The sequence below is a fragment of the Scleromatobacter humisilvae genome (assembly GCF_023231945.1).
GTDB classification, from domain to species: Bacteria; Pseudomonadota; Gammaproteobacteria; order Burkholderiales; family Burkholderiaceae_C; genus Scleromatobacter; species Scleromatobacter humisilvae.
The window spans coordinates 272,405-287,963 of the sequence record NZ_JAJLJH010000004.1 but is presented as its reverse complement, the minus strand read 5'-3'; the positions used below and the strand labels follow the sequence as shown (position 1 = coordinate 287,963).

Annotated in this window: 12 protein-coding genes and 1 pseudogene; 9 read left to right on the top strand and 4 right to left on the bottom strand. The window is 66.8% G+C overall.

Annotation, left to right across the window (positions count from 1 at the left end):
• Positions 1 to 41 precede the first annotated feature (41 nt).
• Entirely contained in the window at positions 42 to 1,604 is a 1,563-nt protein-coding gene (locus LPC04_RS17150) for a protein adenylyltransferase SelO (RefSeq protein WP_275683475.1), read from the bottom strand.
• Positions 1,605 to 1,703: 99 nt separating this feature from the next.
• On the opposite strand from LPC04_RS17150, the gene LPC04_RS17145 reads away from it, so the two are divergent.
• The 8 genes from LPC04_RS17145 to LPC04_RS17110 all read left to right on the top strand — a co-directional run bounded on the left by LPC04_RS17145 (position 1,704) and on the right by LPC04_RS17110 (position 10,198).
• Entirely contained in the window at positions 1,704 to 3,368 is a 1,665-nt protein-coding gene (locus LPC04_RS17145) for a 3-(methylthio)propionyl-CoA ligase (protein ID WP_275683474.1), read from the top strand.
• A 97-nt stretch (positions 3,369 to 3,465) separates the two neighbouring features.
• Entirely contained in the window at positions 3,466 to 4,698 is a 1,233-nt protein-coding gene (locus tag LPC04_RS17140; protein ID WP_275683473.1) for a branched-chain amino acid ABC transporter substrate-binding protein, read from the top strand.
• Positions 4,699 to 4,894: 196 nt separating this feature from the next.
• Positions 4,895 to 5,854, top strand: coding sequence for a branched-chain amino acid ABC transporter permease (locus tag LPC04_RS17135; protein ID WP_420854737.1), 960 nt, complete (start codon positions 4,895 to 4,897; stop codon positions 5,852 to 5,854).
• Positions 5,847 to 7,139: a branched-chain amino acid ABC transporter permease gene (locus LPC04_RS17130; RefSeq protein WP_275683471.1), complete on the top strand. Its 1,293-nt coding sequence runs from the start codon at positions 5,847 to 5,849 to the stop codon at positions 7,137 to 7,139. The genes LPC04_RS17135 and LPC04_RS17130 overlap by 8 nt, the downstream gene beginning before the upstream one ends.
• Positions 7,136 to 7,906, top strand: coding sequence for an ABC transporter ATP-binding protein (locus tag LPC04_RS17125; RefSeq protein ID WP_275683470.1), 771 nt, complete (start codon positions 7,136 to 7,138; stop codon positions 7,904 to 7,906). Before LPC04_RS17130 ends, LPC04_RS17125 begins: the two co-directional genes overlap by 4 nt.
• Positions 7,906 to 8,601, top strand: coding sequence for an ABC transporter ATP-binding protein (locus tag LPC04_RS17120; RefSeq protein ID WP_275683469.1), 696 nt, complete (start codon positions 7,906 to 7,908; stop codon positions 8,599 to 8,601). The genes LPC04_RS17125 and LPC04_RS17120 overlap by 1 nt, the downstream gene beginning before the upstream one ends.
• A 30-nt stretch (positions 8,602 to 8,631) precedes the next feature.
• Positions 8,632 to 9,207, top strand: coding sequence for a hypothetical protein (locus LPC04_RS17115; protein WP_275683468.1), 576 nt, complete (start codon positions 8,632 to 8,634; stop codon positions 9,205 to 9,207).
• Between the two features lie 520 nt (positions 9,208 to 9,727).
• Entirely contained in the window at positions 9,728 to 10,198 is a 471-nt protein-coding gene (locus LPC04_RS17110; RefSeq protein WP_275683467.1) for a hypothetical protein, read from the top strand.
• A 159-nt stretch (positions 10,199 to 10,357) separates the two neighbouring features.
• Here LPC04_RS17110 and LPC04_RS17105 read toward each other — a convergent pair whose 3' ends face one another.
• Both LPC04_RS17105 and LPC04_RS17100 read right to left on the bottom strand, forming a co-directional pair.
• Complete coding sequence (locus LPC04_RS17105) at positions 10,358 to 13,435, bottom strand: S8 family peptidase (protein WP_275683466.1); 3,078 nt, start codon at positions 13,433 to 13,435, stop codon at positions 10,358 to 10,360.
• Positions 13,432 to 14,058, bottom strand: a complete 627-nt coding sequence (locus LPC04_RS17100) for a PEP-CTERM sorting domain-containing protein (protein ID WP_275683465.1) — start codon at positions 14,056 to 14,058, stop codon at positions 13,432 to 13,434. Before LPC04_RS17100 ends, LPC04_RS17105 begins: the two co-directional genes overlap by 4 nt.
• A gap of 378 nt (positions 14,059 to 14,436) precedes the next feature.
• On the opposite strand from LPC04_RS17100, the gene LPC04_RS17095 reads away from it, so the two are divergent.
• Positions 14,437 to 14,637: a hypothetical protein gene (locus LPC04_RS17095; protein WP_275683464.1), complete on the top strand. Its 201-nt coding sequence runs from the start codon at positions 14,437 to 14,439 to the stop codon at positions 14,635 to 14,637.
• Between the two features lie 93 nt (positions 14,638 to 14,730).
• Here LPC04_RS17095 and LPC04_RS17090 read toward each other — a convergent pair.
• Positions 14,731 to 15,228, bottom strand: a pseudogene (locus tag LPC04_RS17090) (transposase); the annotation flags it as partial.
• Positions 15,229 to 15,559: the final 331 nt, after the last annotated feature.

The window sequence follows — 15,559 nt, the reverse complement described above, 5'->3', positions numbered from 1 at the left end:
GAAACGGCGATCGCGGGGGCGAAGTCTAGCGCAGGCGCATTTCAGGACGAGCACGACACCTCGATGTGCCGCGCCCAATCGGGCGGAAGCGCGGCGTAGTGCGCATTGCCGGGCTGCTCGTCGTACGGGCGCCGGAGCAGCTCGTGCAGCGCACGCACCTCCCCGAAATCGCCCTTGCTGGCCTGATCGATCGCGTTTTGGGCCAGATGGTTCCGCAGGATGTATTTCGGATTGACGCGGTCCATCGCGGCGCGGCGGTCGGCGTCCGAGCGCGTCTCCGATTCCAGCCGGTGCAGGTAGCGCTCGCCCCAGGCGTCGGCGGCGCCGCGGTCGATGAAGTGGTCGCGGAACGCCGACGGCGTGGCCGCGGTTCCGCGGTCGAAGGCGCCGAGCGCCCGCATCGCGATCGTGTGGTCGACGCGTTCGGCCGCCAGCAGGCCCAGCAGGTCGTCGAGCAGCGCCTTGTCGCCGTCCTGCGCGAGCTCCAGGCCCAGCTTGGCCCGCATGCGGTCGGAGTAGGCCTGGACGAAGTGGTCGCCGAAGGTGTCGAGCACGGCGGGCAGCGTGGTGTCCGGGTCGTCGCACAGCGGCTTGAGCGCGTGGCCCAGCGCGTGCAGGTTCCACCACGCGACGTTGGGCTGGCGCGCGAACGCGTAGCGGCCGCCGGTGTCGGAATGGTTGCAGATGTGGCCGGGGTCGAAGCCGTCGAGGAAGCCGAACGGACCGTAGTCGATGGTCAGGCCGAGGATGGACATGTTGTCGGTGTTCATCACGCCGTGCGCGAAGCCGACAGCCTGCCAGTGCGCGACCATCGCGGCCGTGCGGCGCACCACTTCGGCGAGCCAGGCGTGCAGCGGGTCGAGACCGTCCTGGCCGCCCGCCAAGTCGGGGAAGCAGGTTGCGATCGTGAAGTCCACCAGGCGCCGCAGCGCGTCGTGCTGGTCGGTGTGCGCGAAATGCTCGAAGTGGCCGAAGCGCAGGAAGCTGGGCGCGACGCGGGTGACGACGGCGCCGGTCTCCATCGTCTCGCGCATCACCGGCAGCGCCGAGCCGGCCACCGCCAGCGCGCGCGTGGTGGGCACGCCCAGCGCGTGCATCGCCTCGGAGCAGAGGAACTCGCGGATCGACGAGCGCAGCACGGCGCGGCCGTCGCCCATGCGCGAGTAGGGCGTGCGGCCCGCGCCCTTGAGCTGCAGCTCGAACGACGGCTCGCCTTGCCGAGCCTGCCATTCGCCCAGCAGCAGCGCGCGGCCGTCGCCCAGCTGCCCGGCCCAGACGCCGAACTGGTGCCCGCTGTAGACCGTCGCCATCGTCTGCAGGCCGGGCCAGGTGGCGCGGCCGGTGAGGACGTCGATCGCGCGCCAGTCGTCGCGCGTGGCCCAGTCGGCGGGCCAGCCCAGCAGCGCGGCGCAGTCGTCGCTCGTGGCGACCCAGTGCGGGTCGGGGAAGGCCTGGGCGGGCAGGTCGGTGCCGAAGGTGTGGCGGCGCACGGGCGACGGCGCGGTCTCGTCGTCGCGCCGGACGTCGGGCACGTCCTGCGTGAAGCGCGCGAAGCGGTTGATCCAGTTCGACGGGTCGGGTCCGATGGGAGCGGTGTCTGTCATTTCGGCCAGTCTAGCGAGCCCCCTGGCGCGCGGCCGGCGAAGGGCTATAAAGTAAGGCAACGCTCGCGAGAGGGCGAGACGAACGACAAGGAGACAAGCATGAGCGTCCTGATGGGCCAGATGATGAAGCTGCCGTTGACCGTGTCGTCGCTGATCCGGCACGCGGCGCGGCATGCGGGCGACGTCGAGATCGTGTCGCGGCGCTGCGAGGGCGACATCCACCGCAGCAACTGGGCCGAGGTCGAGAAGCGCGCGCGCCAGCTGGCGCAGGCGCTCGAGGCGCTGGGCGTCGCGCCCGGCGATCGCGTCGCCACGCTGGCCTGGAACGGGCATCGCCACGTCGAGATCTACTACGGCGCGTCCGGCTCGGGCCGCGTCTGCCACACGATCAACCCGCGCCTGTTCCCCGAGCAGATCGAGTGGATCGCCAACGACGCGGAGGACGCCGTGCTGTGCTTCGACGCCGGCCTGCTGCCGCTGGCCGAGAAGCTGGCGCCCAAGCTCAAGACGGTGCGCCACTTCGTGCTGATGGGCCACCGCGGCCAGATGCCCGCGGAGACCGGCATCCCGAACCTGCTGTGCTTCGACGACCTGCTCGCGCAGCAGGACGGCGACTACGCGTGGCCCGAGCTCGACGAACAGACCGCCGCCACGCTCTGCTACACCTCGGGCACCACGGGCAACCCGAAGGGCGCGCTCTACAGCCACCGCTCCATCGTGCTGCACTCGTACGGCGCGGCGCTGCCGGACGCGATGTGCCTGTCCACGCGCGACGTCATCCTGCCCATCGTGCCGATGTTCCACGTCAACGCCTGGGGCATCCCCTACACCGCCGCGATGACCGGCTCCAAGCTGGTGATGCCCGGCGCCTGGCTCGACGGCGCGTCGCTCTACAAGCTGTTCGAGTCCGAGAAGGTCACGTTCAGCGCCGGCGTGCCCACCGTCTGGCTGGGCCTGCTGAACCACATGAAGGCCAACGACCTGCACTTCAGCACCTTCAAGCGCACCGTCATCGGCGGCTCGGCCTGCCCGCCGGCGATGATGAAGTCGCTGCAGCAGGACTACGGCGTCGAGGTGATCCACGCCTGGGGCATGACGGAGCTGTCGCCGCTGGGCACGCTGTCGCGGCTGCAGTCCAAGCACGAGTCGCTGCCGGCCGAGGCGAAGCAGAAGCTGCTGCAGAGCCAGGGCCGCGTGATCTACGGCATCGACATGGCCATCATCGACGACGAGGGCCACTCGCTGCCGTGGGACGGCCAGGCCGCCGGCAACCTCGTGGTGCGCGGGCCATGGGTGATCTCCCGCTACTTCAAGGCCAAGGACTCGCCGCTGGTGAGCGTCGACGGCGAGCCCGGGTGGTTCCCCACCGGCGACGTCGCGGCCATCGACGCCGACGGCTTCATGTTCATCACCGACCGCAGCAAGGACGTCATCAAGTCCGGCGGCGAGTGGATCAGCTCGATCGAGCTCGAGAACATCGCCATCGCGCATCCCGCGGTGCACGAGGCCGCGGTCATCGCCTGCAAGCACCCGAAGTGGGACGAGCGCCCGCTGCTGGTGGTCGTGCCCAAGCCGGGTGCGACGGTCTCGCGCGAGGAGTTGCTGGCCTTCTTCGACGGCAAGATCGCCAGGTGGCAGATCCCCGACGACGTCGCCGTCGTGGCCGAGCTGCCGCACACCGCCACCGGCAAGCTGCAGAAGCTCAGGCTGCGCGAGCAGTTCCGCGATCATGTCCTGCCCACGGCGGCCGTGTCGCAGTCGTGACACGGCTGTTCGGGGTAGTCCCTCAAGGCGACGTCGCGGCACTGCGCTAACGTCGCTCGACGACCGCGGGCCACGCGGCGACCACGGAGACAAAGCCATGACTTTCCCGAAGAAGTTCGCCGTCCTCGCACTAGCCGCCCTGGCGCTGCAGCACGGCGCCGCGTTCGCGCAGAAGGGCGAGACCGTCAAGATCGCCTGGATCGACCCGCTGTCCGGGCTGATGGCCCCGATTGGCCAGAACCAGTTGAAGAGCTTCCAGTACCTCGCCGAGCTGTTCAACAAGAACAACCCGGCCGGCGTGAAGTTCGAGATCGTGCCGTTCGACAACAAGGTGAGCCCGGCCGAGTCGCTGACGGCGCTGAAGTCGGCCCTCGACCAGAACATCCGCTACATCACCCAGGGCGACGGCTCGGGCTCGGCGGGCGCGCTGGTGGACGCCATCAACAAGAACAACGAGCGCAATCCCGGCAAGGAAGTGCTCTACATGAACTATGCGGCGGTCGATCCCGACCTGACCAACAGCAAGTGCAGCTACTGGCACTTCCGGCTCGACGCCGACACGTCGATGAAGATGGAAGCGCTGACCACCTTCATCAAGGACCAGAAGGACATCAAGAAGGTCTACATCATCGGCCAGAACTACGCGCACGGCGTTCAGGTGGCCAAGTACGCGAAGGCCGACCTGGCGCGCAAGCGTCCGGACATCGAGATCGTCGGCGAGGACCTGCACCCGCTCGCCAAGGTAACCGACTTCGCGCCCTACGTCGCCAAGATCAAGGCGTCGGGCGCCGACACCATCATCACCGGCAACTGGGGCTCCGACCTCTCGCTGCTGGTCAAGGCGGCCAACGAGGCCGGCCTCAACGTCAAGTTCTTCACCTACTACGCCAACAACTCCGGCACGCCGACGTCACTCGGCGCCGGCGGCGCCGGGCGCATCTACTTCGTGGGGTATGGCCATCCCAACATGGGCGGCCCGATCCGCAAGCTGCAGGACGACTTCAAGGCCAGGTTCAACGACGACTTCTATGTCGCCGACCTCTACACCGAGCTGCAGCTGCTGTCCGAGGCCATGGCCAAGGCGAAGTCGACCGACCCCAACAAGGTGGCCGTGGCGCTGGAAGGCCTGAAGCTCAAGAGCTACAACGGCGACATCGAGATGCGCAAGACCGACCACCAGCTGCAGCAGGACCTGTGGATCTCGGTCTGGCAGAAGACGGACGCGAAGAATCCGTACTCGGTCGAGAACACGGGCTACACGTTCGCGCCGGTCGCGCATTACGACGCCTACGTCGCGAGCACGCCCACGTCCTGCCAGATGAAGCACTGAAATGTTGATCCCCACGCTCCCGCTGGTCGCTGCCTCCCGAGGGGGAGCTCGGTTTGGCTCGGGTGGTGAGCCTCGCTGCCCGAGAGCTTGGTTGGGCCTGCGGCCAGCGCGCGGCGCTTCGCGCCGCTGAAGGCGGCGGTTGGACCAGGTCGTCATCAACCTGCTCAACGGCCTCAGCTCGGGGCTGTTGCTGTTCATGCTCAGCGCGGGGCTGACGCTGATCTTCAGCATGATGGGCGTGCTCAACTTCGCGCACGCCGGCTTCTACATGCTGGGCGCCTACGTCGGCTATGCAACGTCGCGCATCGTCGGCTTCTGGCCGGCGCTGGCGGTCGCGCCGGTCGTGGTGGGCGGGCTCGGCGCGGTGTTCGAGCGCGCCTGCCTGCGCCGCGTGCACCGCTTCGGCAACGTGGCGGAGCTGCTCGTCACCTTCGGGCTCAGCTACCTCATCCTGGAGCTCGTGCAGGTCGTCTGGGGCCGCGCGCCGGTGGCCTTCGATCCGCCGGCCGTGCTCGCGCAACCGGCGTTCACGCTGGTGCAGTCGACGACGACGGGGCTGTCGCTCGTCTTCGGCCATGCGGACGCGGCGGCCTGCGCGCACGCGGTCTGCACGACGTTCCCGGCAACGCGCGCCTTCATGATGGGCGTGGCGCTGCTGATGCTCCTCGCGCTGTGGCTGCTGCTCAAGCACACGCGCGTGGGCCTGGTGATCCAGGCGGCGCTGACCCATCCCGAGATGGTCGAGGCGCTGGGCCACGACGTGCCGCGCGTGTTCATGCTGGTGTTCGGCGCGGGCTGCGCGCTGGCCGGGCTGGCCGGCGTGATCGGCGGCGCCACCTTCGTCACCGAGCCGGCGATGGCCGCGGCCGTCGGCTCGATCCTGTTCGTCGTCGTGGTCGTCGGCGGCACCGGCTCGCTGGTCGGCGCCTTCGTCGCCTCGTTGCTGATCGGGCTGCTGCAGACGGTGCCGTTGACGGTCGACAAGTCGCTGGTCAACGTGGCGGCCGCGGTCGGCTGGACGGTGTCGACCGACAGCGTCGCCTGGCCGCTGATGAAGCTCACGCTGGCGCAGGTCGCGCCCATCCTGCCGTACCTGCTGCTGGTGCTGGTGCTGATCGTGCGGCCGCGCGGGCTGTTCGGGACGCGCGATGACTGAGCGTGTCTTTCATTTCCGGCCGATCGACATCGGCCGCTGGATCGTGTGGGGCGGCTACGCGCTGATCCTGCTGCTCGCGCCGCTCGTGTTCAACAGCAGCCTGTCGCAGACGTTGCTGTCGCAGATGGGCATCGCGATCATCGCCTGCCTGTCGTACAACATGCTGCTGGGGCAGGGCGGCATGCTCAGCTTCGGCCATGCGGTCTACAGCGGGCTTGGCGGCTTCCTGGCGATCCATGCGCTCAACAAGGTGGGTGACGGCTCGCTGCACCTGCCCGTCAGCCTGGTGCCGATGGTGGGCGGCCTCGCGGGCCTCGTCTTCGCGGCGCTGTTCGGCTTCGTGACGACGCGCAAGTCGGGCACGACCTTCGCGATGATCACGCTGGGCATCGGCGAACTGGTGTATTCGATGTCGCTGATGCTGCCCGAATTCTTCGGCGGCGAGGCGGGCATCAACAGCAACCGCGTCGTGCCGCCGGCGACCCTCGGCGTCACGTTCGGCCCGCAGATCCAGGTGTATTACCTCATCGCGCTGTACTGCTTCGTCTGCACCGGCCTGATGTTCGCGTTCACGCGCACGCCGCTGGGCCGCATGCTCAACGCGGTGCGCGACAACCCCGAGCGCGTCGCCTTCATCGGCTACGACACGCAGCGCGTGCGCTGGCTCGCCTTCATGATCTCGGGCCTGTTCGCGGGCATCGCCGGCGGGCTCGCGGCGATCAACTTCGAGCTGGCGACGGCGGAGGTCGTCGGCGCACAGCGCTCCGGCGCCTACCTGCTGTTCACGTTCCTGGGCGGCTCGACCGCGTTCTTCGGCCCGATCATCGGCGGCGTGCTGATGGTGCTGGCGACGGTCGTGCTGTCCAACATCACCAAGGCCTGGCTGCTGTACCTGGGCCTCGCGTTCATGCTGATGGTGATGTACGCGCCGTCCGGGGTCGCGGGGCTGGTCCTCGCAAACCTGCGGCTCGCGGCGTTCGGCAGGCTGCGGCCGCTGTTGTCCGGCTATCTCGCGTTGTTCGTCGCGGGCGCGATCGCGTTCACGGGCGCGAGCGCGATGGTCGAGATGCTTTACCACCTGCAATTGAACGAGGCCCTCGGGCCGGTGATGACGTTCGGCGGCGTGTCGCTGAACGCGAAGGGCGCCGGCGCCTGGGTCGGCGCGGCGTTGCTGTTCGTCGCCGGCGCCATCGCCTTCGAGCTGGCGCGCCGGCGTTTCCGCGTGCGCTGGGACGCCGCGCAGCACGACATCGAGCGCGAGCTGAAGCGCCGGGAGGCCGCGTGACCGAGCGTGTCGCCCTCGAATTGCGCGATGTCCACAAGCGCTTCGGCAAGACGGAGATCATCCGCGGCGCGTCGCTGCGCGTGAACGCCGGCGAGCGCGTCGCGATCATCGGGCCCAACGGCGCCGGCAAGTCCACGCTGTTCAACCTGATCAGCGGACGCTTCGCGCCCAGCTCGGGCGAGATCCTGCTGAACGGCGCGCGCATCGACGGCGCCGCGCCGCATCGCATCAACCGGCAAGGGCTCGCGCGCAGCTTCCAGGTCAGCAACCTGTTCACGCACCTGTCGGTGTTCGAGAACCTGCGCTGCGCGGTGCTGTGGTCGCTCGGCTATCGCTACGCGTTCTGGCGCTTCCTGGCCAACCTGCGCGACGCCAACGAACGCGCCGAGGAGGTCATGGCCATGCTGCAGCTGCAGCGCCGCCGCGACGCGCTCGCGATGAACCTCACCTACGCCGAACAGCGCGCGCTGGAGATCGGCCTGACCATCGCCGGCGGCGCCGACGTCATCCTGCTGGACGAGCCCACCGCCGGCATGAGCAAGAGCGAGACGCGCCGCTTCGTGCAGCTGATCCGCGACGTCACCGCCGGCAAGACGCTGCTGACCGTCGAACACGACATGGGCGTCGTCTTCGGCCTGGCCGACCGCATCGCCGTGCTGGTCTACGGCGAGGTGATCGCCTTCGACACGCCCGAGGCCGTGCGCGCCAACCCGCGCGTGCAGGAGGCCTACCTCGGCTCCGTGCTCGCGCAGGCGACGGAGGCGTGATGCTCAAGCTCGACAAGCTCCACGCCTTCTACGGCAAGAGCCACGTGCTGCACGGCGTCGACCTGCAGGTCGCGCCCGGCGAGATCGTCGCGCTGCTGGGCCGCAACGGCTCCGGCCGCTCGACCACCGCGAAGGCGATCATGGGACTGGTCGATACCCAGGGCGGCATCGCGTGGCAGGGCCGGTCGCTCGCTGGCCTGAAGCCGTACGAGATCGCGCAGCGCGGCATCGGCTACGTTCCCGAGAACCGCGACATCTTCCCCAAGCTCACCGTGCACCAGAACCTGCAGCTGGGCCAGAAGTCGCGCGCGAAGAGTCCGCGCTGGACCTTCGACGACATGTACGCGCTGTTCCCGCGCCTGCGCGAACGCCAGCACACGGAGGCCGGCGTGCTGTCCGGCGGCGAGCAGCAGATGCTGACGCTGTGCCGCACGCTGATGGGCGACCCCGAGCTGATCATCATCGACGAGCCCACCGAGGGTCTCGCGCCCAAGATCGTCGAGCAGGTGGCCGAGTACCTGCTGGCGCTGAAGGCGCGCGGGCTGTCGGTGCTGCTGATCGAGCAGAAGCTCACCATCGCGCTCGAGATCTCGCAGCGCTGCGTGGTGATGGGGCACGGACGCGTGGTGTTCGAGGGCACTCCGGCGGCGTTGAAGGCGGATGCGGGCGTGCGCAAGGAGTGGCTGGAGGTCTGACCGCCGACGCGCCGGTGCTAGTCTCGCGGCATGAACCTCCCATTCCTTCGCGCGGCCGTGCTGGCCGCCACGGTCGCGTCGGCCGCCGGCGCCCACGCCGCCGAGATCGTGCTGGAGCAGTCCGCCGTCCAGAAGCTGGTCGTCGAATCGCTGTTCCGGGACCACGGCCGCTACGTCCTGCAGGGCGGCGCCTGCAGCGCCTGGCTCGACAACCCCACCGTGACGCTCGCCAACGGCCGCGTCGTCATCCGCGCCCACCTCAGCGCCCGAGTCGGCATGGACCTCGGCGACAGCTGCGCCGGCGTCGACCTGGCCTCCTGGGCCACGGTCTCGGGCGTACCCGCCGCGCAGGGCACGCGCATCCGCCTCTCGGACATCCGCGTCGAGGACGTCGGCGATGCGAACACCCGCATCGTGCTGAACTCCGGCCTCGCGCCGACGCTGCCGGGGGCGTTGGATCTGGACGTGCTGAAGGCCGTGCGCGCGATGTTGCAGGGGGCGAGTGGGCAGTTGCAGGCCGACGTGCAGGCGTTGAACATCGAGTCGGTGCGGGTGGCGGACAACCGCTTGGCGGTGCGGTTTGATTTCAGGGTGGTGGGGCGGTGACCGATTGGCGGCAAAGTGAAGTTGGATTGCGGTCAGCACCGGCCGGTTGCTGACGACAGCTTTGGGGTGGGCTACCTGTCATGAGAGATCCAGCTCGAATTGGCGACGTTCTGGCTGCGCTGCGCGCTGCATGGGCGGAATCACCCGACCTTCGGCTTGGTCAGTTGATCGTGAACGCTGTCCTACCCACCAACCCGTGCGCTGAAGTTTTCTACACCGAAGACGAAACGCTCGTTCGAGGATTGAACAGACTTCGGGAGCTTCTGCAGGCGACCAAGGTTGCCTGAACTGGCATCGACCGCCGCTGACGGCCAGAAGCTGTCCTTGACCAAGGGCCGCTTTCGGCTAGCCTCCTCGCCCACGGACCCCATCGTTTCATCCTCCTGCGAACACGTTGTTCAGCTTGCGGCGCTACTGGAGGGTCTGGCTGCGCACGGGATCGGCTTGTACGAACACCGCTGTGACGCGTTGGTGTTCGGCAGCTTCCAACTCACGCTGGGGCGACCGCTCGAACGCGTTCGTGGTCGCCTCGCCGTCCCTGCGAATCGACCCGGCCGTCGCCGGCGCCGCGATCGGGGTGCCTGCTGACCGCTTCCGTCACATCGAGCCGAGCGGTCGCGACGACCCCGGTCGCGACGACCCCGGCGGCGACGTGCTCGGGCCCGACCAAGGCTGGGCTTTCTACCTCAACCTTCCGTATGCCGACCCGACGGGCACGAGGCAAGGCGCGCGCTTCTCCTTCACCATGGAATGGCCCGTCCACCGCACCACGGCGCTGCCCATGTGCATCGACGCCGATCGCGCGCGCGTCGACATCACGGCCGCAGGCTGGGGCCATCTTGGGAAGACCCACGACTGGAGCGGCAAGCCTTGGCCGTCCTACATCACCGCACGTTCGAGCGGCAGGTTGCGGGCTCGAAGGAACAGATCCTTGTCTTCTACCACCCCGTCTCGGATGCGGATGACCGGCACGGTTGCCTCTTCCGCCTGAAAATCGACACTGACCTGATTCCGGAGGACGCGAACCGCTGAGGAACGGGGAGCAACGCGCCCAACTGAGTTGCGGCTGCTAGCCGCTGGATCGCGAGGGCGCGTTGCGAGGATGTCGGGGCGATCGAGATGTTCTGAGCCAACCGGATCGCCCCTCGGCTCATTGGAAAGGCAGCAAGGCGGCCTGGCTCGCACCCGAGACGTTGTCCGGTGCCAGCACCATGACGCCGAGCGCGGTTGAGTTGTTGATTTCGCTGTTCACGCTGTACGACGCCACCCCTGATCCGTTCGGAGCCACGGTCGGCGCCGCGCTGAAGGTGACGGCCGGCGTGAACGCATTGAACGAACCGGTTCCCGGCATCGACGCGCCGGTGCCGTCGGGGCCGAAGTAGTTCATCCTGTATTTGAAGCGAGGGTTGGCCGACGTCAATCCCAGCCCGGGAGTGCCTGTCGGAACGGGCAACAGCAGGGTGGAGTTGTCCGTTGGCTGCGTGATCGTGAACAAGACGGTGCCGCCACCAGTGATTGTGCAGTTGGCATCGGTGGGGAAAATGGCCGTCGCGAAAGTCGATTTGGCCAGGCTGCTGCTCAACAACGAGCCGTTGATTCCGATCAGAATCATGTTTGGCGTGAATCCCGCCCCGCCGCTGGTGTCGATGCACATGTCGAACTCTTGGAATCCCAAGGTGGTCGAGGTGCGGTTGTGCGTGTTGACGCCGAAAATCACAGTGCTTCCCGCAATTCTCGCGCCCACCGCCCTGACATCGGCTTGGGTGACGCCTTGAGGTGTGGGCTGGTACAGCCCCAAGGTATAGAACCCCGGGGTTCCCGCGATCGCCCCGCCCGCGTTGCTGAAGTTCAACGTGCCGCCACTCTGACTCACTGCCAAGTTGGAACGGCTGTGCGCGACCAGGTAGTACGGAACCGACAGTTTGACGTTGCCGTTGAGACGCGAACTGGAAGGCGTCAGTTGGACATAACCCCCGATGTCCTGGAACCCTGTACCCCCACCGACCGAACTGGCCGGCACGTTCAGGCTGACCGGGAACGTGGCGTCGCTGTTGGCGTTCACGATCACGGAAGGCGGCGTCGTCACGGTCGCGCCCGCGGGCCCGGAGACCTTGGTGGTCGTGATATTGAACTGGACCGCCTTGGGGCCCGTGTTGTGCAGCGTGAGGGTCTTCGTTCCGCTGAAGTCGGCGAGGAGATCCGCGAACCCGAACGACGCGCTTTCGTCCGCCGTGCGCACCACGGCTTGTGTGGTGGTCGCGCCCAACGCTTGCACCAGTCCGGCGCCCTCGTTGCGTTCCAGGAGGTCCAGCATCATGCTCGGGCTTGCCGTTTGCACGATGGCCGCCCGCAGATCCGCCTGCGACCAGGTGGGGTGGGCCTGCTTGGCCAGGGCGGCGACGCCGGCGACGCCGGGCGTGGCCATCGACGTTCCGGACAGGATTTCGAACCCGTTGCCGCTTCCCGAAGCCGTCGAGGCCACCGAGACCCCAGGCGCCGTGACGCCTGGCCGCAAGACGCTGTCGCCGATCCGAGGACCCTGCGACGAGAAACTGGCGATCCTTTCGAATCCGGGGTTCGCGAGGGTCGCGGTGTTGTTGGCGATGGCGCTGACCGCCGAGGGAGCACTCAGCGACGGGCCGTCGGCCAATGCGACGCCGAAGAACGGAATCGTCACCGGTTCGTAGACGTTTCCGGCGCTGGGGTCGGCGGCACCTCCCGGGATCGGACCTTCATAGGGCGGCAACCCCGCTGAGGAGTTGATCATCGCCGCGGCGGCGGCCCCGAAATGCTGGGCCGCACCGGCGCGATAGACGCGCGCACAATTGCCCCGCACAGTCACGACCATTTTGCCGGTGAGGCTGACGCCGGTCACCGCGGGGTCGTATTCATTCGGGTTACAGCCGAGCGACACCGTCCCGTCGGGATTTCGCAGAACTCGAATCGGGTAATTGCTGCCGTTCGCAAAAACACCGCTGTTCGAGTTCTGCACGGTCAGCGTGGGACCTCCCGAAAGCGCCAAGCTGGCGGTCGGAAGGCCGGGGAGCGCATCCGTGGCGGCGACCGAGATGGCGCCCTCGAAAACCGCTGGCGCACTCGTGATGTAAGGCACCGGGCCGGAGTTGCCCGATGCGGCGACGACCAGGATTCCGGCGGCAGTTGCATTGGCGACTGCGGTGCTCTCTGCCAGGCTGCCCGCATCGACACCGCCGGCATTGCCGAAATCCGACCCGAGCGACATGCTGATCACGTCCACGCCGTGGGCCACGGCCCAGTCGATCGCCTCCGAAACGACATTGGTATTGCCGGAGCAGCCAAATACCCGAACCGAATACAAATCGGCCTTGGGCGCCACGCCCGGGCCGATCCGGAACGCGCCGGGCGTGTAGGCTGCGGCGGTGTAGGGCCCGGTATAGGTTGTTCCGTCGGCCGCGACCCCGAAGCCCGTGGCCGTGCCCGCCACGTGGCTGCCGTGGCCGACGCTGCCGGAGGTGTACGCGCAATCGAGCGGATTCGGGTCCGGCACGGGGGTGTTGCTTCCGGTGTAGTCGTCACCCACCAGGTCGATGCCGCCTTTGACCTTCGGCGCACCGGGCCCGAACATCGACGGGTCGGCGGGCAAGGTATCCGTCGCCTTGGCGGCGTTGAAGGCGGCCACCGTACCCGGCCCCCCGAAATTGGCGTGGGTATAGTCGATACCGGTGTCGATGATCGCGATCTTCACCCCCTCGCCCCGATAGTTGCCCGGCGCTTGCCAAACCTGCGGCGCACCGATCAGCGGAATGGCGTTGACGTTGAGCCGCTGGTAAGTGCCCACGGCCTGGACGTCGACGACGCCAGGAAGCGCGCGCAGGGCCGCGATCCGATTCCTCGGGATCTTGATCTTCACGCCGTTCAGCGCGCTGTGGAAATGAGCGAGAACCTTGCCCCCCAGACGTTCGATGGACGGCCGCAGCGTTTCATGCTCCGAAGCGCGCGCGGCGATGACCGAATCGCGTTCGCCTTGGACAAGTTTTCTGCCGAGTTGTCTTTGTACCTGCGCCACAGGCTCGCCGCTCAACAGCACGACCACGGTGACCGGCGTCGAATCCGCAGAACGTGACACGAAGGGCTTGATCGGCGTGTTGGCGGGAACCGCTTGGAACAGCTCCGCCGACTGGGCCCCAGCGGTAGATCCCGTCACGACCATTGCGGCGCAAAGCCCCGCATTGCGAACAGAGCTTCTCATTTCCGGCTCCCTTGCTGACCTGAATGGCGGCGCACGTCGATCGCCGAACGCCGCTTGGAAACGACCAGGGCCAGCGCGCCGGCCAGGGCCACCAATGCGAAGGTGCCCGGTTCCGGAACCGTTCCACCCGCGGCGAGTTCGACGTCGACCGAATCGAAGTCCCAGAACGCAGCGGCCTGGCTGAACTTGAACGTCAGATCGGTCGATGGTGAACCGGCCAAGAGCGTGTATTGGTAGTTCGTGTATCCGAAGACAGGCGCATTGGTCAGCGACATCTCGGTCGCGCCGCCCCAATCGAATTCGAAGCTATTGGGCTGCGCGACACCGTTGACGTCGGCTTCGTTCATCAGCCAGAACGAGATGGTGTACGCCAGGCCAGCCTGCGTGGCCAAGGATTGGCTGATCGAACTGACGGAAGCGTTGCCGAAGTAAGCGGCATATGTTCCGGCTTGAGGCGCGAGTGTATCGACTGCGTCCCAGCTTGGGTCGATCGTTGTCGTCCAACTCGAGAAATCCCCGGTTTCGAATCCGCCGTTGCTCACTGGACCGGCAAAGGCCGGCCCGCAAACGAGTAGCGCGGCGACCCAAGCGGCGGCACGTGACGTCGATGTCCCAACTTCCATGGTTCATTCTCCGTGTTGGGACACCGCCATCGGCCCAAGACCAATTCCGAGGTCGGTGGTGTCCGGATCGAGCAACTGGCAATCGCCGAGACGTGCATTGCGATTACCGTGCCAGGCATTCAAATGTGAACGAGATCAACGGTTTAGCTGCGAGTGCTGGCATTGCGTGTGTTCACGCTGTAAATTCGGTCGACAACGGGTTAACCCGTGTCAAGCGCAATTGCGGCTGGCGGAGGGCATGGGGTTCGAACCCCACGGAGGGCGGGAGCCCTCAGCAGTTTTCAAATTTAAGCAAGGAGAGCCGGAGGAGACTTGGCATCTTGGCCAGGCCTATCAAACTGGAAATGGCGTACCGAAGAGCGATATCGAGGCATACGCTTGGTGCAGGTGTGCAGTGGCGAGTTCGCGCGCCGCTGGACCGACCAAGAGCTCGAGGCGGAAATTCTGAAGGACGCCAACGACTCGCTGTCGAAACTGATGGCGGAATTTCCTTCGGACAAGTTTCAAGCGGCCCAGGAAATTGCAGTGCGGTACGTTGCGACCTACGCCAAGAAACAGAGGGAAAACGGCGCTCATTGAACTGGACGTTGAACTTGGAGTCGCCCTTCGGCGGCGGATTCAACTGGTCAACGCAACACATTGGCTGAACATCTCAGCCGGGGTCTGGAAGCCGAGGGTCTCGTCGCTCGGATAAGTATGCTTGAGCCAACCTGCGATCTGTTCTGGCGACCAGAGCATCCTCAGCTTGTCAGCCACGATGCGGGCCAGCGCACGGTTCCTCGTCGACTTACAGCGCTTTGGGCGACGCGCTCGGTCCCATGCGGCCTCCTCAGCCTGGCTTGCACGATAAGCTTCACGGTCGCCGTTGCGTTTGATCTCTCGACTGATCGTCGATGGCGCTCGCTCAAGCGGTGCAGCAATTGATCGGATAGATTCGCCCGCCACGATCGATCGCGAGATTTCCTCGCGCTCGGCCGGCGTCAATGCTGTTGCTGCGCGACGTCGGTCAGCTGGCCGAATGCCGCCGGCTCGGGCGAGGATTTTCTGAATCGATGTGTGCGGTCGATCGAAGAGCTTGCCGATCTCCTGCAGCGTCCAGCCTTCTTTCCAGCGCTCCCACATCTGCGCCTTCTGGCTGTCTGAATAGTAGATCCGTGGTCGTCGCTTCATCTGCAACACTCCTACCGCCTACGCGGTGGCTAGTGTGTTGCATCGACCGGTTGAATCCGCCGCCAGGAGCAGACCTCGGCCAACGTCCGGTTTCGGGTAACCTAGCTCGATGACGAAAGCGCTTGTTGCCTGCCTCCTGTTGGCCATGCTCACAAAGGGCGCCTTTGCGGGCGATGAAACATGCGAAGAGGCTGCCAGGCGAGCCGGCGCTAACCCGACGCTACTTGTTCCACGCGTCTACTTCGCCGTGACAGACGGGCCACGCCTCTTCTTCTATTCAGCGCCGGACGCAGCGTGCAGGCTAGCAGACAAGTTTGTGATCGCCGGCGAT

What these genes read in the sequence shown, in the direction of transcription:
- LPC04_RS17150 (WP_275683475.1), bottom strand. Translation starts at nt 1,604, where the DNA reads ATGACAGACACCGCTCCCATCGGACCCGACCCGTCGAACTGGATCAAC.
- LPC04_RS17145 (WP_275683474.1), top strand. Translation starts at nt 1,704, where the DNA reads ATGAGCGTCCTGATGGGCCAGATGATGAAGCTGCCGTTGACCGTGTCG.
- LPC04_RS17140 (WP_275683473.1), top strand. Translation starts at nt 3,466, where the DNA reads ATGACTTTCCCGAAGAAGTTCGCCGTCCTCGCACTAGCCGCCCTGGCG.
- LPC04_RS17135 (WP_420854737.1), top strand. Translation starts at nt 4,895, where the DNA reads ATGCTCAGCGCGGGGCTGACGCTGATCTTCAGCATGATGGGCGTGCTC.
- LPC04_RS17130 (WP_275683471.1), top strand. Translation starts at nt 5,847, where the DNA reads ATGACTGAGCGTGTCTTTCATTTCCGGCCGATCGACATCGGCCGCTGG.
- LPC04_RS17120 (WP_275683469.1), top strand. Translation starts at nt 7,906, where the DNA reads ATGCTCAAGCTCGACAAGCTCCACGCCTTCTACGGCAAGAGCCACGTG.
- LPC04_RS17115 (WP_275683468.1), top strand. Translation starts at nt 8,632, where the DNA reads ATGAACCTCCCATTCCTTCGCGCGGCCGTGCTGGCCGCCACGGTCGCG.
- LPC04_RS17105 (WP_275683466.1), bottom strand. Translation starts at nt 13,435, where the DNA reads ATGAGAAGCTCTGTTCGCAATGCGGGGCTTTGCGCCGCAATGGTCGTG.
- LPC04_RS17100 (WP_275683465.1), bottom strand. Translation starts at nt 14,058, where the DNA reads ATGGAAGTTGGGACATCGACGTCACGTGCCGCCGCTTGGGTCGCCGCG.